Source organism: Pseudomonas sp. lyk4-R2A-8, assembly GCF_030209095.1.
GTDB lineage: Bacteria > Pseudomonadota > Gammaproteobacteria > Pseudomonadales > Pseudomonadaceae > Aquipseudomonas > Aquipseudomonas quebecensis.
In genome coordinates, this window is record NZ_JARVSS010000030.1 from 1 (window position 1) to 24,067 (window position 24,067).

The 24,067-nt window shown below is 63.0% G+C and carries 20 protein-coding genes; 11 read left to right on the forward strand and 9 right to left on the reverse strand.

The annotated features are described in order from the left end of the window. Positions 1 to 102: 102 nt before the first annotated feature. From QRN10_RS22345 to QRN10_RS22360, 4 genes are all read left to right on the forward strand, one after another. Positions 103 to 591 carry a DUF1289 domain-containing protein gene (locus QRN10_RS22345; protein WP_181081815.1) on the forward strand — a complete coding sequence of 163 codons (489 nt, stop codon included), beginning with the start codon at positions 103 to 105 and terminating at the stop codon, positions 589 to 591. A 93-nt stretch (positions 592 to 684) separates the two neighbouring features. Further along, positions 685 to 1,611: a class I SAM-dependent methyltransferase gene (locus tag QRN10_RS22350; protein WP_253507126.1), complete on the forward strand. Its 927-nt coding sequence runs from the start codon at positions 685 to 687 to the stop codon at positions 1,609 to 1,611. A 147-nt stretch (positions 1,612 to 1,758) separates the two neighbouring features. Then, positions 1,759 to 2,475 carry a phosphatidylcholine synthase gene (gene pcsA, locus QRN10_RS22355; protein ID WP_181081817.1) on the forward strand — a complete coding sequence of 239 codons (717 nt, stop codon included), beginning with the start codon at positions 1,759 to 1,761 and terminating at the stop codon, positions 2,473 to 2,475. 170 nt (positions 2,476 to 2,645) lie between these two features. Beyond that, the gene (locus QRN10_RS22360) at positions 2,646 to 3,425 is read left to right on the forward strand and encodes a TSUP family transporter (protein ID WP_181081818.1); all 780 of its coding nucleotides are present in this window, start codon (positions 2,646 to 2,648) and stop codon (positions 3,423 to 3,425) included. Here the strand turns inward: QRN10_RS22360 and nudC are convergent. Both nudC and QRN10_RS22370 read right to left on the reverse strand, forming a co-directional pair. Further along, the gene (nudC, locus tag QRN10_RS22365) at positions 3,393 to 4,226 is read right to left on the reverse strand and encodes an NAD(+) diphosphatase (protein WP_285429171.1); all 834 of its coding nucleotides are present in this window, start codon (positions 4,224 to 4,226) and stop codon (positions 3,393 to 3,395) included. The two genes, QRN10_RS22360 and nudC, sit on opposite strands and share 33 nt — an antisense overlap. Before the next feature lie 5 nt (positions 4,227 to 4,231). Next, entirely contained in the window at positions 4,232 to 5,044 is an 813-nt protein-coding gene (locus QRN10_RS22370) for a crotonase/enoyl-CoA hydratase family protein (protein ID WP_181081820.1), read from the reverse strand. A gap of 185 nt (positions 5,045 to 5,229) precedes the next feature. On the opposite strand from QRN10_RS22370, the gene QRN10_RS22375 reads away from it, so the two are divergent. The 3 genes from QRN10_RS22375 to QRN10_RS22385 all read left to right on the forward strand — a co-directional run bounded on the left by QRN10_RS22375 (position 5,230) and on the right by QRN10_RS22385 (position 7,553). Then, positions 5,230 to 5,784, forward strand: a complete 555-nt coding sequence (locus QRN10_RS22375) for a UPF0149 family protein (protein WP_285429172.1) — start codon at positions 5,230 to 5,232, stop codon at positions 5,782 to 5,784. Between the two features lie 91 nt (positions 5,785 to 5,875). Then, complete coding sequence (gene aroA / locus QRN10_RS22380) at positions 5,876 to 7,132, forward strand: 3-phosphoshikimate 1-carboxyvinyltransferase (protein ID WP_285429173.1); 1,257 nt, start codon at positions 5,876 to 5,878, stop codon at positions 7,130 to 7,132. Between the two features lie 31 nt (positions 7,133 to 7,163). Continuing rightward, positions 7,164 to 7,553, forward strand: coding sequence for a hypothetical protein (locus QRN10_RS22385; protein ID WP_253507116.1), 390 nt, complete (start codon positions 7,164 to 7,166; stop codon positions 7,551 to 7,553). A gap of 1 nt (position 7,554) precedes the next feature. Here the strand turns inward: QRN10_RS22385 and QRN10_RS22390 are convergent, their stop codons facing one another. Beyond that, the gene (locus tag QRN10_RS22390) at positions 7,555 to 8,154 is read right to left on the reverse strand and encodes an NAD(P)H-dependent oxidoreductase (protein WP_285429174.1); all 600 of its coding nucleotides are present in this window, start codon (positions 8,152 to 8,154) and stop codon (positions 7,555 to 7,557) included. A 71-nt stretch (positions 8,155 to 8,225) separates the two neighbouring features. Between QRN10_RS22390 and QRN10_RS22395 the strand changes: the two genes are divergently transcribed. Next, complete coding sequence (locus QRN10_RS22395) at positions 8,226 to 8,828, forward strand: TetR/AcrR family transcriptional regulator (RefSeq protein ID WP_181081825.1); 603 nt, start codon at positions 8,226 to 8,228, stop codon at positions 8,826 to 8,828. Here QRN10_RS22395 and QRN10_RS22400 read toward each other — a convergent pair. Both QRN10_RS22400 and QRN10_RS22405 read right to left on the reverse strand, forming a co-directional pair. Then, on the reverse strand, positions 8,809 to 9,489 hold the full coding sequence (locus tag QRN10_RS22400; RefSeq protein ID WP_266249065.1) for a GNAT family N-acetyltransferase: 681 nt from the start codon (positions 9,487 to 9,489) through the stop codon (positions 8,809 to 8,811). The genes QRN10_RS22395 and QRN10_RS22400 overlap by 20 nt on opposite strands. A 57-nt stretch (positions 9,490 to 9,546) precedes the next feature. Continuing rightward, a complete protein-coding gene (locus QRN10_RS22405) occupies positions 9,547 to 10,428 on the reverse strand; it encodes a LysR family transcriptional regulator (protein WP_285429175.1) in 882 nt (293 codons plus the stop codon). 113 nt (positions 10,429 to 10,541) lie between these two features. Here QRN10_RS22405 and QRN10_RS22410 point away from each other — a divergent pair, with 113 nt between their 5' ends. From QRN10_RS22410 to QRN10_RS22420, 3 genes are all read left to right on the forward strand, one after another. Beyond that, positions 10,542 to 11,750 (forward strand): MFS transporter, encoded by a 1,209-nt coding sequence (locus QRN10_RS22410; protein ID WP_253507105.1) that lies wholly within the window; start codon positions 10,542 to 10,544, stop codon positions 11,748 to 11,750. Between the two features lie 81 nt (positions 11,751 to 11,831). Further along, the gene (locus tag QRN10_RS22415; protein WP_181081829.1) at positions 11,832 to 12,686 is read left to right on the forward strand and encodes a CAP domain-containing protein; all 855 of its coding nucleotides are present in this window, start codon (positions 11,832 to 11,834) and stop codon (positions 12,684 to 12,686) included. A gap of 157 nt (positions 12,687 to 12,843) precedes the next feature. After that, the gene (locus tag QRN10_RS22420; RefSeq protein WP_285429176.1) at positions 12,844 to 15,030 is read left to right on the forward strand and encodes a GAF domain-containing hybrid sensor histidine kinase/response regulator; all 2,187 of its coding nucleotides are present in this window, start codon (positions 12,844 to 12,846) and stop codon (positions 15,028 to 15,030) included. A 5-nt stretch (positions 15,031 to 15,035) separates the two neighbouring features. Here QRN10_RS22420 and QRN10_RS22425 read toward each other — a convergent pair whose 3' ends face one another. From QRN10_RS22425 to QRN10_RS22440, 4 genes are all read right to left on the reverse strand, one after another. Continuing rightward, positions 15,036 to 16,202: a GGDEF domain-containing protein gene (locus tag QRN10_RS22425; protein ID WP_285429177.1), complete on the reverse strand. Its 1,167-nt coding sequence runs from the start codon at positions 16,200 to 16,202 to the stop codon at positions 15,036 to 15,038. 51 nt (positions 16,203 to 16,253) lie between these two features. Next, complete coding sequence (gene glgB, locus QRN10_RS22430) at positions 16,254 to 18,491, reverse strand: 1,4-alpha-glucan branching protein GlgB (RefSeq protein ID WP_253507098.1); 2,238 nt, start codon at positions 18,489 to 18,491, stop codon at positions 16,254 to 16,256. After that, positions 18,488 to 21,835 carry a maltose alpha-D-glucosyltransferase gene (gene treS, locus QRN10_RS22435; protein WP_285429178.1) on the reverse strand — a complete coding sequence of 1,116 codons (3,348 nt, stop codon included), beginning with the start codon at positions 21,833 to 21,835 and terminating at the stop codon, positions 18,488 to 18,490. The genes glgB and treS overlap by 4 nt, the downstream gene beginning before the upstream one ends. A 67-nt stretch (positions 21,836 to 21,902) precedes the next feature. Beyond that, positions 21,903 to 23,888, reverse strand: coding sequence for an alpha-1,4-glucan--maltose-1-phosphate maltosyltransferase (locus tag QRN10_RS22440; RefSeq protein ID WP_181081834.1), 1,986 nt, complete (start codon positions 23,886 to 23,888; stop codon positions 21,903 to 21,905). Positions 23,889 to 24,067 lie beyond the last annotated feature (179 nt).

Consider the following 24,067-nt stretch of genomic DNA (forward strand, 5'->3'; position numbering starts at 1 on the left):
TCGAAACCCGCGTGATCGAGTACCAGACCGGCGGCGCGCTGAGCTGGGATTGATTGAGACGGCCCCTTCGGGGGCCGTGTTGTTTACTTGCCGATATCTTTTATGCCCAATCACACCATCAAGACCCCCTGCGTCGGCCTGTGCTCCACCGTATACGGCGACCTGGTCTGCAGGGGCTGCAAGCGGTATCACCATGAAGTGATCCAGTGGAACGGCTACACCGCCGAAGAAAAGCAGGCGGTGTGGCAACGCCTGGAGCAGTTGCTGGTGCAGGTGATGGCCAGCAAGCTCGAAGTGTTCGACGTCGAGCGCTTGCGCCAGCAGTTGCAGGACCGCCAGATCCGTTTCATGCCGCACCAGTCGCCGTATTGCTGGGCGTATCAATTGATCGCGCGTGGCGCACGAGTAATCTCCAGGCTGGACGCCTACGGCCTGGCGCTGCTGCCGGAGTTTCGCGAGCGCCATCTGGCGGACTTGCGCGATGCCATCGACCGAGAGTTTTTCCTGCTGTCCGAGGCCCATTACCAGCGGTATATCGCACCGAGCTTCCTGAAAGACGCATTTGGGCCCGCCCTGATTGCCGCGTTGTAACCCCTGGGTTCAAACAGGTGCCCGTCGGTTCATACCGCTCAACCCCCTGCTTGTGGTTAAAATGCCGCCCGCTCAATGACCTGATGCTCAACGATGACCCCTGACGCACTTGCTACTCTGCACACCCATCTGCTCACCGCACTGGCTGATCCGCCCAGTGAAACCCGGCGTCTGTTCCACGGCCGAGGCCGTTGCTGGCCGGGCCTGGAGCAATTGACCGTGGACTGGTTGCAAGGCGTGGTGCTGGTGGCGCTGTTCAAAGCGCCGGAACCGGCAGATCTGGAGGCATTGAAAAGCATGCTGCTGGACATCGACTGGGCACACGCGGGTGCGCACACCGTCGCCCTGCAGCACCGCTACCTGCCACAAAGCACCACCGAATGGCTGGTGGGGCAAGCGATCGATGAGCTGATCATTACCGAGGGCGGCCTGCGTTACCTGATCGATCTGGGTAAAAAACAGAACACCGGTCTGTTTCTCGATATGCGCTACGGGCGCAACTGGGTGCGCGAACAGGCCAGGGGCCAGCGGGTACTCAACCTGTTTGCCTACACCTGCGGCTTTTCCGTGGCGGCCATCGAAGGTGGCGCCGAGCAGGTGGTGAACCTGGACATGGCGCGCGGCGCCCTGAGCCGCGGCCGCGATAACCATCGGCTTAACGGCCATGATCTGAGCAAGGTCACGTTCCTTGGGCACGATCTGTTCAAATCCTGGGCCAAGGTGATCAACAGCGGCCCTTATGACCTGGTGATCATCGACCCACCGTCGTTCCAGAGGGGCAGTTTCCTGCTGACCAAGGACTATCAACGCGTGCTGCGCCGCCTGCCGGACTTGCTCGCCGCCCATGGCACGGTGCTGGCGTGCATGAACGACCCGGCCCTCGGCGAAGATTTCCTGATCGACGGTGTGACACGCGAGGCACCGGGTCTGCGCTTCGTACAGCGTCTGGAAAACCCGCCCGAATTTCCCGATATCGATGCGCAAAGTGGTCTGAAAGCCCTGGTGTTTCGCCAGGACTGATGCCGAAAAGTCCTACGCTTGCTACCCTAAGCGATACGCCGGGCGGTGAACCTTATCCCCCCCTACCCGGTCGATACCTGCATTCCCCGGCCAGACCCGACGGCGTCACGTTGTCGGCTGCCCCGTTCCACCTTTGGAGAACCGCCCGTGATATCGACCCTGCATGTAGCCAGAATCAAAGCCTGGGGCGCCCACGGCTTTACCGCCACCGGTGTGGTCCTGGCCTTCCTCGCCACCCTGGCCCTGCTGGAAAACTCGCCCAAGGCCTGCCTGCTGTGGCTCGGCCTGGCACTGGTGGTGGACGGCGTCGACGGTTCCCTGGCGCGCCGCCTCAATGTCAGCACGGTGCTGCCCAGCTTCGACGGTTCGGTGCTGGACCTGGTGATCGACTACCTCACCTACGTGTTCATCCCCGCCCTGTTTATCTACCGCTACATCGATCTGCCGGACTTTACTCACCTGTTTACCGTGTCGGTGATCCTGGTGTCGTCATTGTTCTGCTTCTGCAACGTCAATATGAAAAGCAAGGACAACTATTTCGTCGGCTTCCCCGCCGCCTGGAATGTGGTGGCCCTGTGCGTGTACATCATCCAGCCGGACGCCTGGGTGACCTTGCTGACGGTCATCGGCCTGGCCCTGCTGACCGTCACGCCGATGAAGTTTCTGCACCCGTTTCGGGTCAAGCGCTTTATGCCGATCAATATCGCGGTGACCACCATCTGGTTGCTGTGCAGCTTTTTGATGGTCGTGGATTATCCCAACACCAATCCGTGGACATTCGGCCTGTGGTCGCTGATGTCGGCATACTTTCTGGGGATTTGCATCTGGCGCACCGCGCTGGAGTGGCTGGGCACCCACAAATAGCCAAATAGGTGGGAGAGGACTTGCCCCCGATGGCGATGTGTCAGTCAGCTTATCTGTCACTGATACACCGCAATCGGGGGCAATCCCCTTCCCACAGTTGGTTCTGCATACATTCGGCAGGTAAGATGGCGACCTTCCGCATAGCGCCCTGCCAACCATAAGCCCTGCCCATGCCCTTCGAACTCAGCGTTGACCTCACCACCCTCGCCATTCTTGCCGTTGTGGCCTTTATTGCCGGATTCATCGACGCCATCGCCGGCGGCGGCGGGCTATTGACAACTCCGGCGCTGCTCACCGCCGGCATGCCGCCGCACCTGGTGCTGGGCACCAACAAGCTCAGTTCCACGTTCGGCTCGGCCACCGCCAGCTTCACCTTCTATCGTCGCAAGCTGTTCCACCCGCGCCAGTGGGTGCACGCCATCGTCGGTACGCTGGTCGGCGCGCTTGCCGGGGCGGTGGTCGCCCATTACCTGCCGGCCGAGACCCTGAACAAAATGCTCCCGGTCATCGTATTCGCCTGCGGCCTGTACCTGCTGTTCGGCGGCACGCCCAAGGCACCGCTGGAAGCCGACGCACCGATCAAGAAGAAATGGCAGGCCACCCAAGGCTTCGGCCTGGGTTTCTACGATGGTGTAGCAGGCCCGGGGACCGGCGCGTTCTGGACCGTCAGCACCCTGCTGCTGCACCCCATCGACCTGGTCAAAGCCAGCGGCGTGGCGCGCAGCATGAACTTCGTCAGCAACGCGGCAGCGCTGTCGGTGTTTATCTTCAACGGTTCGGTGGACTGGATAGTCGGCCTGGCGATGGGGATCTCAGTGATGGGCGGCGCCTTCTTTGGCGCCCGCAGCGCAATCAGCGGCGGCGCCAAATTCATTCGTCCGGTGTTTATCACCGTGGTCCTTGGCCTGACCGTGCGCCTAGCCTGGCAGCACTGGTTCAGCGTGGCCTAAGCGGCGCGCCACATAGAGATCGATCAGGTAGCGCGCAATCGAGCGTGACGCCGGCAACGGCGGCAGGTCATGGATGTTGAACCACTGCGCGTCTTCGATCTCGTCGGCCTGGGGCACGATATCGCCACCGGCGTATTCGGCATGAAAGCCCAGCATCATCGAATGCGGGAACGGCCAGCACTGGCTGCCCACATACTGAATATTCCTGACTTCCACCTGCACCTCTTCGCGCACCTCGCGGATCAGGCAGTCTTCGGCCGACTCGCCCGGCTCGGCAAATCCGGCCAACGTGCTGTAGACCCCGGTCACAAAACGCGGCGAACGCGCCAGCAAAATCTCGTCGCCACGGGTCACCAGCACAATCATGCTCGGCGAGATGCGCGGGTAACTGCGCAGGTCGCACGCCTGGCAATACATCGCGCGTTCGCGCGGCACCTGCATCATGGCTTGGCCGCAGCTGCCGCAAAAGCGATGTTCGCGGGCCCAGGTGCCGATCTGCGCGGCATAGCCCAGGACCTTGTAGAGCGTGTGATCGCCCTGCAGCATAAAGCCGCGCAAGCCCTGCCAACTGCAACCCGGCACCTCGCCGGCCGAGTTGAGCTCAAGCAGGTACACCGGCTCGCCGTCGAGGTGGCCGATGCCGTGTTCGGCGAACACCGACAGGTCCTGGCGCTTGAGCCATTCCCGGGGGAACAGCGGGCCATTGGCGTCATGCAAAAAGCCCTCGCGGCTGCGGGCGACGGCCCAGCCGCCGGGGGCGCCGTTGTCCAGCAGCGTTGTGGTAATCCAGCCTGGGGTCATGTTTATCAATCCACGAATTCGGGTGTCTGCTTGCTCATGTGAGCCGCGATGGCCACACGCAGGTCGTTGGATTGCAACATAGCCGAGTTCCAGGTGGCAACGTATTCCAGGCCATCATTGATCGTGTGGTCACGCATGTAGCTGATCATCGCCTTGGTGCCGGTCACGGCGATCGGCGACTTGGCCGCGATGTCACGGGCCATCTCCAGCACGCCGGCCAACAGGCTCTGGTGATCGGCATACACACGGTTGACCAGGCCGATACTGCGCGCCTCTTCGGCGCCGAACATGCGCCCGGTATAGGCCAGTTCGCGCAGCATGCCGTCGCCGATAATGCGCGGCAGCCGTTGCAAAGTGCCGACGTCGGCAGCCATGCCGATATCGATTTCCTTGATGGAAAACTGCGCGTCCTCGGCGGCGTAGCGCATGTCGCAGGCGCTGATCAGGTCGATGGCGCCGCCGATGCAATAGCCCTGGATCGCCGCCAGCACCGGCTTGCGGCAGGTGTCCACGGCGTTGAACGAGGCTTGCAGCTCAAGGATCTTGCGCCGCAGCAGGCGCGCGTTGCGGCCCACATCCTTGCCCAGGTCATTGGCCACCGAGGCCAGCATCATCAAGTCGATGCCGGAGGAGAAATGTTTGCCGGCGCCGCTGAGCACCACGGCGCGCACGGCGTCGGTGTCGTCGATCCATTGGAAAATGTCGATGATCTCGGTCCAGAACGCGGCGTTCATCGCGTTGATCTTTTCCGGGCGGTTGATCTGCACATGGGCAACGTTGTCGTGGAGTTCGACGACGAAGGCTTGGTATTCGGACATGGCCATGATCCCTGACTGGCGGGTGAGAAGGCCCAGACTATAACAAGGCTGCGCGACGGCGCATCGGCCAAATGCGGGACTGGTCGACGGGATCGAAAAGACGCTGGATAAAACCTCGCGCACGCGCCATCCTTCGCGCTTTAAGCCGCGCAGTGCGCGGCGCTCGACGTTTGAAGGATATGCCCATGCACGCCCAGCCCCTCGCCCCCGCCGATTTCGAAGCCCTCGAAGACACCCTGCTCAGGTACGGCGATGACCATTCGGTATTGAACGTGGCCGAACTCGACGGCTACTTCACCGCCCTGGTCTCCGGCCCGGCGCCGGTGGCCATCGACGAGTGGTTCCCGGCGATCTGGGGCGGCCAGAACCCCAAGTGGGAAAGCGCCGACCAAGCGCAGCAGTTTCTGGACCTGTGCGTGCGCCACCTCAACACCCTGGCGGCCCAACTGGCCGGCGACGCCCGGGGCTTTACGCCGCGCTTCGACGAAACCGAGCATCGGGCCCAGACGGTGACCCTGGCCGAAGAATGGTGCTTCGGCTACCTGCGTGGCGCCGCCATCGGTAACTGGCCACCCCTGCCGACGGAACAGGCGGCGAACCTGGAAAAAATCTCCTGGTGCGCCGAGCAGGACAACTTCGAATTGCCCGCCGACCTGGATATCCCGGCCCACCAGCAGCGCGCCAGCGAGATCGAACCGGCGGCGCGGGCGCTGCATGATTACTGGTCGAGCCAGCGCTAAGCCTCGACAGCACGGCATCAATACCCGATTATTCGGGTCCGCCCCGTCGGCCACTCCGTGCCACTTTGCCTTGAATCAGGAGCCTTGTACCTTGAGTTCGCAGAAAACCGTGACCGTTACGCCACCCAACGCCCCGCTCATCGGCAAGGTCGCGCCCCCCGGCTCCAAATCCATTACCAACCGCGCGCTGCTGCTGGCGGCCCTGGCCAAGGGCACCAGCCGCTTGAGCGGCGCGCTGAAAAGCGACGACACCCGCCACATGTCGGTGGCCCTGCGCCAGATGGGCGTGACCATCGACGAGCCGGACGACACCACGTTCGTGGTCACCGGCCAGGGCAAGCTGCAGTTGCCGACACAACCGCTGTTTCTCGGCAACGCCGGCACCGCCATGCGCTTTCTCACCGCCGCGGTGGCCACCGTACAGGGCACCGTGGTGCTTGATGGCGACGATTACATGCGCAAGCGCCCGATCGGCCCGCTGCTGGCCACCCTCGGCCGGAACGGCATCCAGGTCGACAGCCCGACGGGTTGCCCACCGGTTACCGTGCATGGCCGTGGCAAGGTGCAGGCCAAGCGCTTCGAGATCGACGGCGGGCTGTCCAGCCAATACGTATCGGCCCTGCTGATGCTTGCCGCCTGCGGTGAAGCGCCGATTGAAGTGGCACTGACCGGCAAGGACATCGGCGCCCGCGGCTATGTGGACCTGACCCTGGATTGCATGCGCGCCTTCGGTGCGCAGGTCGACGCTGTCGACGACACCACCTGGCGCGTCGCGCCAACGGGCTACACCGCCCATGACTACCTGATCGAACCGGACGCTTCCGCCGCCACCTACCTGTGGGCCGCCGAAGCGCTGACCGCTGGCCGCATCGACATTGGCGTGGCCGCCCAGGATTTCACCCAACCGGACGCCAAGGCGCAGGCGCTGATCGCCCAGTTCCCTGATATGCAGGCCACCGTGGTGGGCTCGCAGATGCAGGACGCGATCCCGACCCTGGCAGTGCTGGCGGCGTTCAACAACACCCCGGTGCGCTTTACCGAATTGGCCAATCTGCGGGTCAAGGAATGTGACCGGGTACAGGCGCTGCACGACGGCCTGAATGAAATCCGCCCGGGCCTGGCGACCATCGAAGGCGACGACCTGCTGGTGGCCAGTGACCCGGCGTTAGCCGGCACCGCCTGCTCGGCGCTGATCGACACCCACGCCGATCACCGCATCGCCATGTGCTTTGCCCTGGCCGGGTTGAAGGTGACGGGCATTCGCATCCAGGACCCGGACTGCGTGGCCAAGACCTATCCCGACTACTGGAAGGCCCTGAGCAGCCTGGGTGTCGCGCTGACCTATTGAGCCCGGCGCGCCGGAATGGGGAGGACTGAACATGAACATTCGCCAACCCTGCCCACCCGGCGCCTGCGTATGCGAGCGCGAGCAATTGCTGCAAGCACCCGACGCCGACTTACGCATCCTCGGCCTCACCCGCCAGGAAGAAAAACGCCTGCTTGAACGTCTGGAAAACCTGCAGAACCTGCAGGACCTGGAGCGCATGCAGCAACGCATGTACGAACTGCTGGGCATCCGCGTGCACGTCGCGCCGGGCCATACTGAAGTCAAGAGCATGCGCGGCATTCAGATTGTCATCGACGACCTGCCCGGCCTGTGCCGCAAAACCCGGCAGGCCATTCCGGCGGCGATTCGCCGCGGCATGGAAAAACGTCCGGAGATTGCCTATCGCCTGCTGGACGCCCACGACCTGTTTCGCGACGGGTGAATCAACCTGCCACCGTCTCGGCCTTGAACAGGCCCTGGCCCACGGTTCTCGCGGTGCTCAAATGGGCCTCTGCGCTGCCGCTTTCCGACTCCAGTAGCAGTTCGGATGTGAGCACCTTCGCGCCACAGTAATCAAAGATGCCGTAGTCAATCTGCGTGTGCATCGATTGGGCATAACCATGCCGTTCGAACGCGCTGAAGTCCGCCGCGCCAAGCGCCAGCAGGTGCACCTGTAAATGCCCGAGTTTTTTCACGACCGGGGTGTCCGGGCCGTAGCCGATGGCCCAACCGTTGACGAACACGCGGTCAATCCAGCCCTTGAGCAGGCCAGGCATCGACCACCAATAAATGGGAAACACCAGAACCAAAGCATCGGCGCGGTCGATGCGGGCTTGCTCGGCCAGCACATCGGCCGGTGGTGTGGCGCGCTCGCGGTGCACCCGATGGTCGGCGGCGCTGTAACGGGGGTCGAAGCCCTCAGCGGCGAGGTCGGCGATTTCAGAGGTGTGACCCGATAGGCGCAGGCCATCGGCTACCTGGGCGGCGATGCTGTGAGTCAGGGATTGTGGGTCGTGATGGGCAACAACGATCAGTGCGTGCATGACATTCACTCCGGTTCGGTTTAGGCTCTGGGCTTAAGTTACGAACAGTAAGTTACTTTTGGTATATAAGCATGTCAAGTCACGATTCCCCTGCACCCCGCCGTCGTCTGTCCCGCGAAGATCGCCTGCAGCAATTACTGGAGGTGGCCTGGCAACTGGTGCGCGATGAAGGCACCGATGCCCTGACCCTGGGTCGTGTTGCAGAGTTGGCCGGCGTCACCAAGCCGGTGGTCTATGACCATTTCGTCACCCGCGCGGGGTTGTTGGCGGCGCTGTACGAAGACTTCGACGGGCGCCAGAACCAGGCTTTCGTCGACGCACTCGACGCCAGCGAGGCCACCCTGGAAGGCCGCGCAGGTGTGATTGCCTCGTCCTACGTCGATTGCGTGTTACTGCAGGGCCGTGAGATCCCGGGCGTGATCGCGGCGTTGAGCAGCTCCCCGGAACTGGAAACCCTCAAGCGCAAGTACGAAGCGATCTTCCTCGACAAGTGCCGCGATGTCCTGACGCCCTTCGCCCCCTCCGGCACAGTGTCTCAAGCCGGTTTGAGGGCAATGCTCGGGGCGGCCGAGGCGTTGTCCCACGCAGCGGCCAACGGCGAGATCAGCCGCGAAGAGGCGCAACAGGAATTGCAGGCCAGCATTTCAGCCATGGTCAATCGCCCGCGCCCGTGACGAACACCTGCACCTTGCGCGCCAGTTGATCCAGGTGCCGGTCGCGCTGGCGCTCCGCGTCGACCATGGCGCGTTTGCCGTGCCGTTGCAGCAGGTAGGTGTGAATCTGTTGCACTTCCAGCGAGCGGTAAATCGCGGCCACGTCCAGCACGCCCATCAACCCGTCGGTGCCGTAGTGGCGCGTGTTCATCAGCACCTGGGTGTCGCGCGCACCGCGTACCTGAAAGCCCATGGCCTGGAAGGCCGGCACCTTTTCCACGGAGCAGGCCAGTTCCGCATGGGGATAGCGCCCCAGCACGTCCTGCATCATGGCGCGCCCTACCCCGTGGCGCCGCGACCCGGCCTGCACGGCCATAAAGGGAATGCCGCAGGCCTCGGGGTCATCCTTGACCGGTAGACACAACAGAAACCCGATCACCTGTTCCGGGTCCTCGGCATCCGTCGCCACCACCAGCTCGACCGCGATGCCCTTCTCACCGTTCAACGCCTCCAGGTACAGGTGCACCTCGTAGCCGATGGCGTACTGATAAATGTTGTACAGCAGGTTGCTGGGCGGCAGCGCGACGCTGCTGATGTCGGTGAGGTTGTCCACCACCATCTGCAGGATCTGGCCGTTGATGGGTTCGGGGCACGGTGCGGTGTAACGGGTGAGGCTGAACATGCACATTCCTGGGGGTCGGGCTTCAAGGCAGTGGCGATTGTACCTGTTACGCCGGGGTCATGGTCCGCACACCTCACGCAGGCAGCCGCGCAGCCAGCGATGGGCCGGGTCCGCGTCCAGCCGTGGGTGCCAGAGCATGGCCACGCTGAAGGTGGGCAGGCTCAGCGGCAGGTCAAAGCAGAACAGCTCGCTGCGATGGGCGATGTAGCGTTCGGGGACGCTGGCAATCATGTCGGTGTCGCGCGCCAGGGCGATGGCGGTGGCGAATCCGGCGACGATGGTGTGGATCTGCCGCGTAACGCCCAGGGCTTGCAGCGCATCGTCGATCTGGCCGCGGTCCTGGCCTCGGCGGGAGACATACAGGTGTTGGCCGTCGGCGTAGCGCTGCAGGCTGACTGCGCCGCGACTGAGGGGATGGCCGCTGCGCACCACGCCGACCAGGCGATCGCGGAACAGTGCCTGGGTCAACAGCTCGGGGCCGGCGTCGGCGTCGACCACGCCGATGTCCAGGTCCACACGGGCGTCGCGCAGCGGCGCGGTGTCCTTGTCGGTTTTATTCAGCAGGCGCAGGCGCACACGGGGTGCCTCCAGGGCCATGCGGGCAAGCAACGCGGCGCCGAAACACGCGACGAACTCCTCACTGGTGCGCAACGTAAAGGTGCGCTCGACCTGGGCCATGTCCACCGCCCGTGCCGGACGCAAGGCCGCCTGGGCGTCCTGCACCAGCCGGCCGACCTGCTCGCGCAACGCCAGCGCATGGGGGGTCGGCACCAGGCCCCGACCGGCGCGCACCAGCAACGGGTCGCCCGTGGTGTGCCGCAGGCGCGCCAACGCACGGCTCATGGCCGAAGGGCTCAAGCGCAGGCGCTTGGCCGCGCGTTCGACGCTGCCTTCGGCCAGCAGCACATCCAGGGTGATCAGCAGGTTCAAATCGGGCATCAGCACTCCCCAACAGGCGTTTTGTGCAGGTATTCAATGCAATCCCTGCGTCTTCCGCCATGGTAGGTCAGGCCGTAGAGTTGCGACAGTCACAATCATTAAGGAATCCCCCCATGCACGCTTCTTCGCGCGGCGCTCTGGTCAGCCTGGGCCTGGCCATGCTGCTGGCCTCGCTGGGCACCAGCATCGCCAATGTCGGCCTGCCGACGCTGGCACAGACCTTCAACGCAGCGTTCCCGGCAGTGCAATGGGTGGTGCTGGCGTACCTGCTGGGCATCACGGCGGTCATCGTCAGTGCGGGTCATTTGGGTGATCGCCTGGGTCGGCGCCGGGTGTTGATCGCCGGGTTGCTGCTGTTCGCGGTGGCGAGCGCAGTGTGCAGTGTCGCCCCGTCGTTGAACGGCTTGATTACCGCGCGCGTGCTGCAAGGCCTCGGCGCGGCAAGCATGATGGCGATGGCCATGGGCCTGGTGGGCGATACCGTGCCCAAGGCGCGTATGGGCCGAGTCATGGGGCTGCTCGGCACCCTGTCGGCACTCGGTACGGCGATGGGTCCCAGTGTCGGCGGCCTGCTGCTCAGCCTGTGGGGGTGGCGCGCGTTGTTTGGGGTGGGCACGCCACTGGGGCTATTGGCTGCCGCGCTGGCCTGGCACTATCTGCCGGTGGATCTGCCGCACGCACGCGCGCCCGGCAGCTTGTGGTCACCCTTGAAAGCCGCGTCATTACGCACCGGCCTGGCCATGAGCGCGCTGGTGTCGGCGGTGATCATGGCCACCTTTGTGGTCGGTCCGTTCTATTTATCCCGTGGGCTGGGCCTCGCGCCTGAATGGATGGGCCTGGCGATGGCCGTCGGGCCGGGTGTCGCCGCGCTCACCGGCGTACCCGCCGGGCGCCTGACCGACCGCCTGGGCAGCCGACGCGTCACACTGATCGGGCTGAGCACACTGCTGGGTGGCGCGCTGCTGTTGTCCCTGGCGTCGGGGCTGATGGCCTATCTGGGAGCGCTGGTGATGCTGACCTGCGGATACAGCCTGTTCCAGGCCGCCAATAACACCGCCGTCATGAGCAACGTGGACGCCGCCCGCCGTGGCACGGTCTCGGGCTTGCTCAACCTGTCACGCAACCTGGGCCTGATTCTCGGCACGTCAGCCTTGGGCGCGGTATTCGCGTGGGCCAGTCCGGACGTCATCCACGCCACACCTGCATCTGTCACCCACGGCCTGCACATCACATTCCGCGTCGCGGTGGGCCTGATCGTCCTGGCCGCTGCGATGGCAGTTTGCCGCATTGCCACTTTGAATACCCCGCTGAACACCCGTTGAGGCAAAAAAACAAAAAAGGCGTTGCGCCAGACCGGGTTACATCGCGCATCATGGGCACTTTCAAGCTCAAGGGTAACGTCCATGCGCGTTCTGTCATTGATGATGGGTCTTACGACGCTGGCCGCCACTACGGTGTTCTGCGCCAGCGCGATGGCGAATGAAGAAAGTCAGTTGGTACAACAGATCAACGCCTACCGCAGCCAGGTGCAGCGCTGCGGCGACCAGGGCTCCCAGGAATTGCCGCCGCTGACCAGCGACACGCGCCTGGTGCTGCCGGCCAACAGCGCCGGCGATCTGCAGCAGGCGCTGGCCCGGGCCGCGTACCCGATGGTGAACGTGCAGGCCATCAGCCTGTCCGGTCCCAAGGACGCGGCAGCGGCCATGAAGGCGGTGAGCGAGAGCTTCTGCCGTGTAGTGCTCGACCCGCAATACGTCGATATCGGCGTGAGCAACACCGGCCAGGACTGGCGCATCGTGCTGGCCCGCCCATTGCTGTCCAGCGGCCGAGGCGACTGGCAGACCGAGGGCAAGCAAGTGCTCAGCCTGATCAACGCCGCCCGCGCGCAGCCGCACCAGTGCGGTACGCAAGCCTTTACCGCCACCACCGCGCTGACCTGGAATGACAACCTGGCGGGCGCGGCCAACAGCCATACGCGCAATATGGCCAACGGTAATTTCTTCGATCACCTGGACCACGATGGCCGTACCCCCGGCGACCGTGCCGAACTGGCCGGCTATACCGCCAAAACGGTCGGCGAAAACATCGCCGCCGGCCTCGACACGCCGCGCAAGGTGGTAGACGGCTGGCTTGCCAGCCCCGGCCACTGTGCCAATCTGATGAACCCGCAATTTCGCGAGCTGGGCGCCGCGTACGCCATGGACCCGAAGAGCGATGCAGGCATCTATTGGACGGCGCTGTTCGGCACACAACAATAGAGGGCGGTCGGCAACCCTCGCCTTTTAAAACCAACAGAGCATCAAAATGCCATCTCGTGGATAATCCGCTGAACTGGCGGCGGCCATTCGGGTCTGTAGCTTGGCTGCCTGGCCTATCCAAGTAACTAACGAGCGTGGCAAACAAGGTGTTACCCCAATGATGAATTGGCTGCAAAGCAGCAGCGACATGGCTGAACAGGTTCGTCAGCATGATTGGGCAAGTACGCCCCTGGGGCCGTTGGAGCAGTGGCCGGATGTTTTGAAGACCACCGTGGCGCTGTGTTTCGCGTCGAGCTTTCCCCAGGCGATCGTCTGGGGGCCGCAACTGATCACGCTCTACAATGACGCCTTCATTCCGATCCTGGGCAACAAGCCCTATGCCCTCGGCCGCCCGTTCAGTGAAATCTGGAGCGAGGTCTGGGACGAGGTCAGTCATATCGCCAGCGCGGCCTTCGAAGGCCATGCGACCTACATCGAAAACTTCCCGCTGATGATCGAGCGCGGCCCGACGCCGGAACAGGCGTACTTCACGTTCTGCTACAGCCCGATACGCGACCCTCAGGGCAAGGTGGTCGGCATGCTCGACACCGTGACCGAAACCACCGCCACGGTGTTCCTCGCGCGTCGCCTGGCGCTGCTGGACGCCATCGGCAGCGCGGTAACCAACGCCAACGACGCCCAGGCGATCATGACCACCACCACCCGCCTGGTGGCTGAACATTTGCAGGTGAGCAACTGCGCCTACGCCGACATGGACGACGATGAAGACGGCTTTACCATCCGCGACAATTGGACCGCACCCGGTTCGCCGAGCATTGTCGGCCGTTACAGCCTTGCGGCATTCGGCGAGCGCGCGGTCAAGTGCCTGCGCGCCGGTGAGCCGCTGGTGATCCATAACAATCTGCGCGAACTGCCGCCCCATGAAGCCGCGCAATTCCAGGCACTGGGCTTGACCGCCACCATCTGCATGCCGCTGATCCGCAACGGTCGCCTGAGCGCGCTGATGGCCGTTCACGACAAAACGGCGCGGCCGTGGTCGCAGTACGACCTGGCCGTGCTGCGCGAAGTCACCGAGCGCTCCTGGGCACATATCGAGCGCGTGCGCGCCGACGCCGATGTGCGCGCCGGCCTGGCCGCCTATGCCGAACTCAATACCACTCTGGAACAGCGTGTCGAAGAGCGCACCCTGGCGTTGGCCCAGGCCGAAGCGGCACTTCGCCAGTCGCAGAAGCTGGAGGCCATCGGCCAGTTGACCGGCGGCGTGGCCCACGACTTCAACAACCTGCTGACCATCATTCGCTCCTCGGTGGACTTTCTGCGCCAACCGGGCTTGTCCGAAGAGCGCCGCCAGCGCTACATGGGCGCGGTCTCCGATACCGTCGAACGCGCCAGCAAGTTGACCAGCCAGTTGCTCGCTTTCGCAAGGCGCCAGCCGCTGAACCCGGAAGTCTTCGACGTCGGCCAGCGCGTGCAGAATATCGGCGAGATGCTCGAGAGCGTCACCGGTGCACGTATTCAAGTGCGCGTCGAGCTGCCGACGCAGCCCTGTTTTGCACGGATCGACCCAAGCCAGTTCGAAACCGCACTGATCAATATCGCCCTCAATGCGCGGGACGCCATGGACGGCCAGGGCACGCTGACCCTGCGCGTCACCGGCCAACGCCCGCTGCCGCGCATCCGTGGCGATGCCGGCTCGCGCCAGGCGCATATCGCTATCGCACTGGCCGACACCGGCCCCGGCATTGCCAGCGACACCATCGAGCGTATCTTCGAGCCGTTTTTCACCACCAAGGCTGTCGGCAAAGGCACAGGGCTGGGGCTCTCCCAAGTGTTCGGTTTCGCCAAACAGTCGGGAGGCAATATCGACGTGGCCAGCACCCTGGGCCAGGGCTCGGTGTTCACCCTGTACCTGCCGCAGGTCGAAGCTCAGGCGTCGGTCCACCCCGGCCGGACTGACGAACCGGCACCGGCCCATGACACCGCGCACTGCCGTGTGTTGATCGTGGAAGACAATCTTGAGGTCGGACGCTTCGCCAGCCAGATCCTGCAGGACCTGGGCTACCAGACAACGTGGGCCACCGATGCCGAACAGGCGTTGACCCTGGCCGGCCAGGACGCGAACGCATTCGATGCGATTTTCTCGGATGTGGTGATGCCCGGCATGACCGGCGTAGCCATGGCCAAGGTGTTGCGCCAACGCCGCGCCGATCTGCCGGTGGTGCTCACCTCGGGCTACAGCGAAGAACTGGCGGAAAACGGCTATGAGGGATTTGAGTTCCTGCCCAAGCCCTACTCGGCCGATCAGGTCTCTCGCGTGCTGATCAAGGCCATGCTCAGGGATTGAGCGCCCTACTCCGCCACCGCGACCTGGTTGCGGCCCAAAGCCTTGGCGCGGTACAGCGCTTTATCTGCGGTATTCATCAGCCCGTGCAGGTCCTGCTGCCCAGGGTGGGTGGACGCCACACCGAGGCTGGCCGACAGGCCCTTGACCGGCTCGGCGGCCATGCCGGCGATGGACGCAATCAACTGCTCGGCGATAGCGCGCGCCGTCTCCAGCGAAGTGTTGGGCAGCAGCACCGCAAATTCCTCGCCGCCCAGACGCCCGTACACGTCGGCCTGCCGGAACGAGGTGCTGATCACTGCGCCGATCTGGCGCAGCACCTGGTCGCCGGCCTGGTGGCCGTAGGTGTCGTTGATCTGTTTGAAATGGTCCATGTCGAGCATCAGCGCGCACAGCGGCTGCTGGTGATGTCGACACTGTGCGTACAACGCCTGGGCACGCTCGAAAAACGCCCGGCGATTCATCAGCCCGGTCAGTTCGTCGGTCTGTGCGGCACGAGTGGATATGCTATGGGCCCGTTCCATCTGCCGCGTCAGGCGGAAAGCCTTCTCCAAGGCGTCGGACAGCTTGCGGGTGGCGCTGAATACAAAAGTGGAGAACACCAGCACCGCAATCGCGACGCCGACCTGCATCGACGACGGCTGCAGCAACAGCCACACCGTGCAGGGCATCAGCACGAGGCTGATGGAGACCACCGTCATGTAGCGATACGCCGAATAACAGGACACCGCAGCCACCGACATGCCCACGGTGAACAGCATGACCAGCACCTGGGACAGGCGGTCATCGGTGGGTATCAGCGCAAACGCACCGCCGCCCCAGATCCCCGCAGAAAGCACCAGCGTGATCCAATAGCGCCGTTCCCAGCGCGCCGGCAGGCGCTCGCTGTTGGGGCAGCGAAACCACTCCATGAACATCAGGATGCGCAACAGCGATGAAACGCCCAGGGCCGCCAGCCAGAACAGCATGATGGGTTGATCCAGGCGGTCCCAGCACAACCAGCACAGCATCGCTGCCGCCAGATAGCTGCCGAATATCGCCGCGAATGACTGCCGGAACAGCTGGTGCAGGCGGTCGGCCCGCACTTGCTGCTCGATGCGCTCATCCTGATCCTGCCCGTGTCCAAGGCCATTCATGAAATACGCCTGATTCCGTTGCCGCGACAAAGGCGCCATTGTGGCACCCTGCCAGCAACGCGGACAACAGAATCCCGCACCGCAGAGCCTTTAACTCGGCTCGGGCCGCAGAATCAGCACCCCCAGTGGCGGCAGATTCAACGACAGCGAAACGGGCTGACCATGGCGCGGCTCGTCGACGGTGAACACTTCGCCACCATTGCCGAAATTGGAACCGGCGTACATATCCGCGTCACTGTTGATCACCTCGCTCCAGCGCCCGGCAAACGGCACGCCCACGGCATAGTGCTCGCGAGGCACCGGCGTGAAGTTGGCCACCACCAACACCGGTTTGCCGTCCTTGCTCCAGCGCAGCCAGGCGTAGACGCTGTTGATCGCATCGTCGCCGATCAGCCACTGGAAACCTTGCGGCGCGTCGTCCTGCTCGTGCAGGGCCGGCTCCTGGCGGTACAGGCGATTCAAGTCGCCCACCAGCTTTTGCACACCCTGGTGTTCCTGGTATTGCAGCAGGTACCAGTCCAGTTGCTGGTCATGGTTCCACTCGCGCCACTGGCCGAATTCGCAGCCCATGAACAGCAACTTCTTACCCGGATGCATCCACATGAACGCCAGGTAGGCGCGCAGATTGGCAAATTTCTGCCAGCGGTCGCCGGGCATCTTGTCGATCAGCGAATGCTTGCCATGGACCACTTCGTCATGGGAGATCGGCAGGATGAAACGCTCGGACCAGGCATACACCAGACCGAAACTCAGCTCGTTGTGATGATGGGCACGGTATACCGGGTCCTGCTGGATGTAGTGCAGCGAGTCGTGCATCCAGCCCATGTTCCATTTGTAATTGAAGCCCAGGCCGCCTTGCTGGGTCGGCTGGCTGACGCCAGGCCAGGCCGTGGACTCCTCGGCGATCACCAGGGCTCCCGGCGCTTCCAGCGCAACCACGTCGTTCAAGTGGCGCAGGAAGTCGATGGCCTCCAGGTTCTCGCGCCCGCCATGCCGGTTGGGCACCCACTCGCCGGCTTTGCGCGAATAGTCGCGATACAGCATCGATGCCACCGCATCCACGCGCAGACCATCGACGTGGAAGTGTTTGAGCCAGTGCAGCGCCGACGCCAGCATAAAGCCGTGCACTTCGGTGCGGCCCAGGTTGTAGATCAGCGTGTCCCAATCCTGGTGGAAGCCTTCGAGCGGGTTGGCGTATTCGTACAGCGCGGTGCCGTCAAATTGCGCCAGGCCGTGGGTGTCGGTCGGAAAATGCGCCGGCACCCAATCAAGGATCACACCGATATCAGCCCGGTGGCAGGCATCGACGAAGTAAGCGAAATCTTCCGGCGAGCCGAAGCGCGCGCTGGGCGCGAACTGCGACAGGGCTTGATAGCCCCAGGACCCGCCAAAGGGGTGTTCCATGATCGGCATCAGCTCGATATGGGTGAAGCCCAGTTGCTGAACATAGGGAATCAAACGCTCCGACAGTTCCCGCCAGCCGTACTGCCGGGCCACTTCACCGGCCTCGTCCAATTCGCACTGCCAGGAGCCGACGTGCAATTCATAGATCGACAAGGGCGCGCTGGACTTTTGCTTGTCGGCACGCGCCTGCATCCAGTCGTGGTCCTGCCAGTCTACTTGCAGCGGCGCGGCAACTTTCGAGGCGGTGTCCGGCGGCAGTTGGGTCGCCAGCGCCACGGGGTCGGCCTTGAGGGGCAAAATACCGTGGGCACCGAGAATCTCGTATTTGTAGGCGGCACCCGGCTGCAGGCGTGGGATGAAGATCTCCCACACGCCTGAAGGATGGCGCAGGCGCATCGGATGACGGCGTCCGTCCCAGATATTGAAGTCACCCACCACCGACACACGCCGGGCATTCGGTGCCCACACGGCAAAGCGCACGCCCTGCACGCCGTCGACGCTGGTGACCTGTGCACCCAGGCAGTTGCCCAGGTCGCGGTGATTGCCCTCGGCAAACAGATACAGGTCCATTTCCCCCAGCAGCAATTGGCTGAAGCTGTAGGGGTCTTCAGTGATCTGCTCGCCGCCGGCCCACTGAATTTTCAATAAGTACGGCTGACGAGTAGAGAAGTGCCCGACAAACAGCCCAGGCACCTGGGTCGCGTCAAGGCTGCCGAGCGTTTCACCACCGTCGCGGCTCAGCACCTGCACACTCAATGCCTCCGGCAGGAATGCACGGATAAATTGGCCACCCTGCTCATCGTCATGGGGCCCGAGAATCGAAAACGGGTCGTGGTGCTCGGCGCGCACCAGCGCTTCGACGTCCTTGGACGCCGGCATTGCAGTCAACTTTGGCTGCAGCGGTTCTTTATGTGTATAGCTCATGACGTCTCCCCACCGCGTGCAGTTTTCGATATAGGTATAAGCCCGCTCAACAGGCTGTGCAGCCCTTGCAGAGGCACGGGCAACCAGGTCGGGCGGTTTTCCGCTTCGTAGGCCACTTCATACGCGGCCTTCTCCAGGCTGAACAAAGTCAGCGCGGCGTCCTGGCCGTTGGCATCCTGCCAGTCATGCGCCAGTGTAGACGTAGCCTGCTGATAAGCCTGGATAAATGCCTGACGCGCCTCCTTCACATAGCGCTCGGTCACACGCTGGCGTGCCTGATCGGCCTGGGCCGAATGGTCGACGCCTTGCAGATTCAAAGCCATCGCCGCCGCGTAATCGAAGGAGCGCAGCACACCGCTGACATCTTTGTACGGGCTGTGCTTGCCCCGTCGCTCATGCAGCGGTCGCGCCGGTTCGCCTTCGAAGTCGATCAAATAGGCATCGCCCTTCACCACCAGTACCTGGCCGAGGTGCAGATCGCCATGGACGCGAATGCGCAAGCCGCCCAAGGTGGCCTTCGCCAGGCTGTTCACGTGCGTGGCGATGGCTTTTTTCTGCGCCAGCAATTCACTGACCAGTGCCTGATCGGCAGGGTTCAATTGGTTTTGATGCAGTTCGAGCAGTTGCAGCGCGCGACTGATCTGCGCCCCGACATCCTTGGCCCAGGCCTGGGTGTCTTTGACGCTGGTGACTTCGGGCTCGAAGTCTTTATGGGCGGTAGTGGCGCCGAGCACTTGATGCATTTCGCCCAGGCGCTGGCCGAGCAGCGCGGCAAAATCCTCCAGTTCGCCCAAGGCGTTGTAGTGCTGCTCCTGCTCGGAAAGGGCCTCGGCCAGTTCGTCACGGATCGCGCGTTCCAGATTGTTCTGGGTCCACGTCCAGGCGTCGCCCTGATTGCTTAGATAGCCCTGGGCGATCATCAGCAGGTTGTCCTGGCCGTCGCTGTCGTGACGCACCATGGCGCCCATCAACGGCGAAATATTCGCGTAACCGGCTTCGGTCAGGTACGCGCTCATCTCAAGCTCCGGGTGCACCCCGGCGCTGACTTTGCGGATTAACTTGAGCACCAGGCTCTCGCCTACCACCACCGAACTGTTGGACTGCTCGGCAGACAAGTAGCGCACCGGCGACTCATCGTTCAATTGCAGCGCGCCCAGGTGTTGCGTCGCGTCGAACCGCAACTCGCCGTCATTGCAGGCCAGCCGCGTGCCGGCTTGCAGGCCCTGGATCACCGCGCGAACAAAATGCTCAAGGCTGAACGCGTCGGTCACCAGCCCCACTTGGCGGGCTCGACGTACGCGGGCCATGGCCAGTTGCTGCGGCAAGGCGCTGGTGAATTGGTCTTCACCGAGGAAGCCCAACGGCAATTGATAACGGCTGACCTGGCCGCCGGCACTGACTTCCAGCTCGCTCAGCAACACCGGATGCTCGGCATCGCCAAATCGCACGCCGTAGGCAATGCGTACGCTGTCGATCGCCGTGTCCTTACCGGCAAACCAGCGCCGTTTGGGCAGCCAGGCCGGCAATGAGGTCTGTTCCAGGGTGGTGCGGCAAGGTTCTTCGAGCAGTTCTTCCATGCGTTTTTTCAATACCAATGTGGTGAAGTCGGGCATGCTCTGCGCCGGTTCCACATGCCAACTGGGCATCTGGTTTTCCGCGGCGAGCACAAACCAATAAAACCCGTAGGGCGCCAGGGTCAGCAGGAAATTCAGCTGGCCGATGGGCGGGAACGCGTTGCCGCCGAGCATCTCTACCGGGACCATGCCGGCAAATGCCGACAGGTCCAGCTCGGCCGCCTGGGCGCTGCGCGACACGTTGGCCACGCACAGGATGATCTCCGTGCGGCCATCGGCGCCGGTGTATTCGCGGGTGTAGGCCAGGATGCGGCGGTTGGCCGGCGAGAGCATTTTGAGGCTGCCGCGACCGAACGCCTTGGACTGCTTGCGTACCGCCAGCATGCGCCGGGTCCAGTTCAGAAGGGAGTGCGGGTCCTGGGTCTGGGTTTCGACGTTGACCGACAAATAACCGTAGAGCGGGTCCATGATCGGCGGCAACACCAGGCTGGCCGGGTCGGCGCGGGAGAAGCCGCCGTTACGGTCGATGGACCATTGCATCGGCGTGCGTACGCCATCGCGGTCGCCCAGATAGATGTTGTCGCCCATGCCGATTTCATCGCCGTAATACAGGGTGGGCGTGCCCGGCATCGACAGCAGCAGGCTGTTAAGCAATTCGACCCGGCGGCGGTCACGCTCCAGCAAGGGCGCCAGGCGTCGACGAATGCCCAGGTTGATCCGCGCGCGACGGTCGGCGGCATAGTAGTTCCACAGGTAGTCGCGCTCCTTGTCCGTCACCATTTCAAGGGTCAGTTCATCGTGGTTACGCAGGAAGATCGCCCACTGGCAATTGGCGGGAATTTCCGGGGTCTGGCGCAAAATATCGGTGATAGGGAAACGATCTTCCTGGGCCAGCGCCATGTACATGCGCGGCATCAACGGGAAGTGGAAGGCCATGTGGCATTCGTCGCCGTCGTCGCCCTTTTTGTCGCCGAAATACAGCTGGGTGTCTTCCGGCCACTGGTTGGCTTCGGCCAGCAGCATGCGGTCGGGGTAATTGGCGTCGATCTCGGCGCGGATCTGCTTGAGCACCCCGTGGGTTTCTTCAAGGTTCTCGTTATTGGTGCCATCGCGCTCGATCAGGTATGGAATGGCGTCCAGGCGCAGGCCGTCGATGCCCATGTCCAGCCAATAGCGCATCACTTCAAGCACCGCTTTCATCACGTGCGGATTGTCGAAGTTGAGGTCGGGCTGGTGGGAATAGAAGCGGTGCCAGAAGTACTGGCCGGCGACCGGGTCCCAGGTCCAGTTGGACTTTTCGGTATCGAGGAAGATGATGCGGGTGCCGTCGTATTTCTGGTCGTCATCGGACCACACGTAGAAGTCCCGTGCGGCCGAACCGGGCTTGGCCTTGCGCGCCCGCTGGAACCAGGGGTGCTGATCGGAGGTGTGGTTGATCACCAATTCGGTGATCACCCGCAGGCCGCGTTTGTGCGCTTCGGCGATAAAGCGCTTGGCGTCGGCCATGGTGCCGTAGTCACTGTGCACACCGCGGTAGTCGGCAATGTCGTAGCCATCGTCGCGGCGCGGCGATGGATAAAACGGCAGCAACCAAATGGTGTTCACGCCCAGATCGGCGATGTAGTCGAGTTTGGCGATCAAGCCTGGAAAATCGCCGATCCCGTCATTGTTGGAATCGAAAAAAGATTTTACGTGCACCTGATAGATCACCGCGTCCTTGTACCAGAGCGGGTCTTTGATAAAGGTGGCAGCCTTGGGTTTCTTCGCCATTGGAAACTCCTGAAACACTCGATAAATCTTGCAGGCTCAATGTGCAAGGGGCTTGCCCCTTCCCACATCAGGTGGTGATGCGCCAGATCCCGAACGGCATCTGCGGTTCCAGGCGCGTCCACTGAGTCTTGCCATACCAGGTCCAACGATGGCCGTTCATCAAGTCTTCGCCTTGGGTCTGGGCATCATCCGGCAGGCCCATCTCCCACAATGGCAGTTCGAAATGGGCTTCCTGGGCGTTATAAGGGTCGAGGTTGACCGCCACCAGAATGAAGTTACTGCCGTCCTCGCTGCGCTTGCCGAAGTACAGGATGTTGTCGTTCCACGCGTTATAGATCTTCAAGCCCAAGTGCGTGTGCAGCGCCGGGTTCTGGCGACGGATGCGATTGAGCTGGGCAATCTCGGCAATGATGTTGCCGGGCGCGGTGAAGTCCCGTGGTCGGATCTCGTATTTCTCCGAGTCCAGGTATTCCTCTTTGCCCGGCACCGGCGCGGCTTCGCACAGTTCGAAACCCGAATACATGCCCCACAGGCCGGAGCCCATGGTCGCCAGCGCTGCACGGATCAGAAAACCCGGGCGCCCGGACTGGTGCAGGAACGCGGGGTTGATATCCGGCGTGTTGACGAAAAAGTTCGGCCGGTAGCACTCGCGCCACGGCGACTGATTGAGCTGAGTGAAATATTCGCTCAACTCGGCCTTGGTGTTGCGCCAGGTGAAATAGGTGTAGCTCTGGGAGTAACCCACCTTGCCCAGGCGCGCCATCATTGCCGGCGTGGTAAACGCTTCCGCCAGGAAGATCACGTCGGGGTACTTGGACCGCACATCGCTGATCAGCCACTGCCAGAACGGCAGCGGTTTGGTGTGGGGATTGTCGACGCGAAAGGTCTTCACGCCCTCTTCCACCCAACCCACGACGATATCGCGCAATTCGGTCCACAACCCCGGAATCGCATCGGCGGCATAAAAGTCGACGTTGACGATGTCCTGATACTTCTTCGGCGGGTTCTCGGCATATTTGATCGTGCCGTCCGGGCGCCAGTTGAACCAGCCTGGATGCTCCTTGAGCCACGGGTGGTCCTGGGAGCACTGGATGGCGAAGTCCAGAGCGATTTCCAGGCCGTGATCGGCGGCGGCCTTGACCAGGCGGCGGAAGTCTTCACGGCTGCCCAACTGCGGATGGATGGCCTCGTGACCGCCCTCCTCGCTGCCGATGGCGTAAGGGCTGCCGGGATCGTCCGGGCCGGCGGTGAGTGAGTTGTTCCTGCCTTTGCGGTGGCTGCGCCCGATCGGGTGGATCGGCGGGAAGTACAGCACGTCGAAGCCCATGTCGTGGATCATCGACAGGCGCGAGTGCACGTCATTGAACGTGCCGTGACGCGCTGGATCGTCGGTGATCGAGCGCGGAAACAGCTCATACCAGCTGGCAAATTGCGCGCGTTCACGTTCGACGTCAATCGGGTAGACCGTGCCGATGCTCAAGTAAGCGCGGTGGTCGGCCTGGGTCATCAGGTGTGCACTGTCTTCGTGCAGAAACAACGCAACTTGCTCGGTTTCCAGCAAACCGGAAAGTTCATGGTGCAGCAGCATCAGGCGATCGCGCAGTTCGTTGTCGCTGCGCTCGGCGGCCTGCTGCACCAGGCTGCGGCCTTCCTGCAGCTCCAGGCTCACCGGCACGCCGGCTTCGTGCTTCTTGCGCAACTCGTAGCAAAAGCTGGCGTAGGTATCGATCCAGGCTTCGATGCAGTATTCATGGGGCCCCTGTTGGGCCACCGTGAACGCGCCTTCCCAGCCATTGTTACCGACGTCGGTCATCACCACGCTATGCCAGCTCTCGTCACGCAGCGGGCGCCAGCGGATCAGCACGGCCAGCTTGTCATGACCGTCGGCAAAGACTTTGCTGGTCACGTGAATGCGCTGGCCGACCACGGCCTTGACCGCGAACTCGCCACCGTCAATCACGGGGCTGGTGCTTTCGATCGCGATCCTGGGCAATAACAAAGCCTGGGACAGCGGCAATACGGCAGTGTCTGGAACCTGTGTTTCAGCAGTCATCGAGCATCTTCCCCTTACGCCCAGTGGACGCTCTTTGCTAGATCCGAATCCAATACGCCAGCACTCTCCCTGAGCGTTGGCGCATTAGGTCCGAGCCTGCGCCTGCATTAAAAGTTCAGGTGGATGTGCCGCCATTGGGCGGGAATCAAATCGCCCGTGCGGATGTCCACCGGTAGAGC

What these genes read in the sequence shown, in the direction of transcription:
- QRN10_RS22345 (WP_181081815.1), top strand. Translation starts at nt 103, where the DNA reads ATGCCCAATCACACCATCAAGACCCCCTGCGTCGGCCTGTGCTCCACC.
- QRN10_RS22350 (WP_253507126.1), top strand. Translation starts at nt 685, where the DNA reads ATGACCCCTGACGCACTTGCTACTCTGCACACCCATCTGCTCACCGCA.
- QRN10_RS22360 (WP_181081818.1), top strand. Translation starts at nt 2,646, where the DNA reads ATGCCCTTCGAACTCAGCGTTGACCTCACCACCCTCGCCATTCTTGCC.
- nudC (WP_285429171.1), bottom strand. Translation starts at nt 4,226, where the DNA reads ATGACCCCAGGCTGGATTACCACAACGCTGCTGGACAACGGCGCCCCC.
- QRN10_RS22370 (WP_181081820.1), bottom strand. Translation starts at nt 5,044, where the DNA reads ATGTCCGAATACCAAGCCTTCGTCGTCGAACTCCACGACAACGTTGCC.
- QRN10_RS22375 (WP_285429172.1), top strand. Translation starts at nt 5,230, where the DNA reads ATGCACGCCCAGCCCCTCGCCCCCGCCGATTTCGAAGCCCTCGAAGAC.
- QRN10_RS22385 (WP_253507116.1), top strand. Translation starts at nt 7,164, where the DNA reads ATGAACATTCGCCAACCCTGCCCACCCGGCGCCTGCGTATGCGAGCGC.
- QRN10_RS22390 (WP_285429174.1), bottom strand. Translation starts at nt 8,154, where the DNA reads ATGCACGCACTGATCGTTGTTGCCCATCACGACCCACAATCCCTGACT.
- QRN10_RS22395 (WP_181081825.1), top strand. Translation starts at nt 8,226, where the DNA reads ATGTCAAGTCACGATTCCCCTGCACCCCGCCGTCGTCTGTCCCGCGAA.
- QRN10_RS22400 (WP_266249065.1), bottom strand. Translation starts at nt 9,489, where the DNA reads ATGTTCAGCCTCACCCGTTACACCGCACCGTGCCCCGAACCCATCAAC.
- QRN10_RS22405 (WP_285429175.1), bottom strand. Translation starts at nt 10,428, where the DNA reads ATGCCCGATTTGAACCTGCTGATCACCCTGGATGTGCTGCTGGCCGAA.
- QRN10_RS22410 (WP_253507105.1), top strand. Translation starts at nt 10,542, where the DNA reads ATGCACGCTTCTTCGCGCGGCGCTCTGGTCAGCCTGGGCCTGGCCATG.
- QRN10_RS22415 (WP_181081829.1), top strand. Translation starts at nt 11,832, where the DNA reads ATGCGCGTTCTGTCATTGATGATGGGTCTTACGACGCTGGCCGCCACT.
- QRN10_RS22420 (WP_285429176.1), top strand. Translation starts at nt 12,844, where the DNA reads ATGATGAATTGGCTGCAAAGCAGCAGCGACATGGCTGAACAGGTTCGT.
- QRN10_RS22425 (WP_285429177.1), bottom strand. Translation starts at nt 16,202, where the DNA reads ATGGCGCCTTTGTCGCGGCAACGGAATCAGGCGTATTTCATGAATGGC.
- glgB (WP_253507098.1), bottom strand. Translation starts at nt 18,491, where the DNA reads ATGAGCTATACACATAAAGAACCGCTGCAGCCAAAGTTGACTGCAATG.
- treS (WP_285429178.1), bottom strand. Translation starts at nt 21,835, where the DNA reads ATGGCGAAGAAACCCAAGGCTGCCACCTTTATCAAAGACCCGCTCTGG.
- QRN10_RS22440 (WP_181081834.1), bottom strand. Translation starts at nt 23,888, where the DNA reads ATGACTGCTGAAACACAGGTTCCAGACACTGCCGTATTGCCGCTGTCC.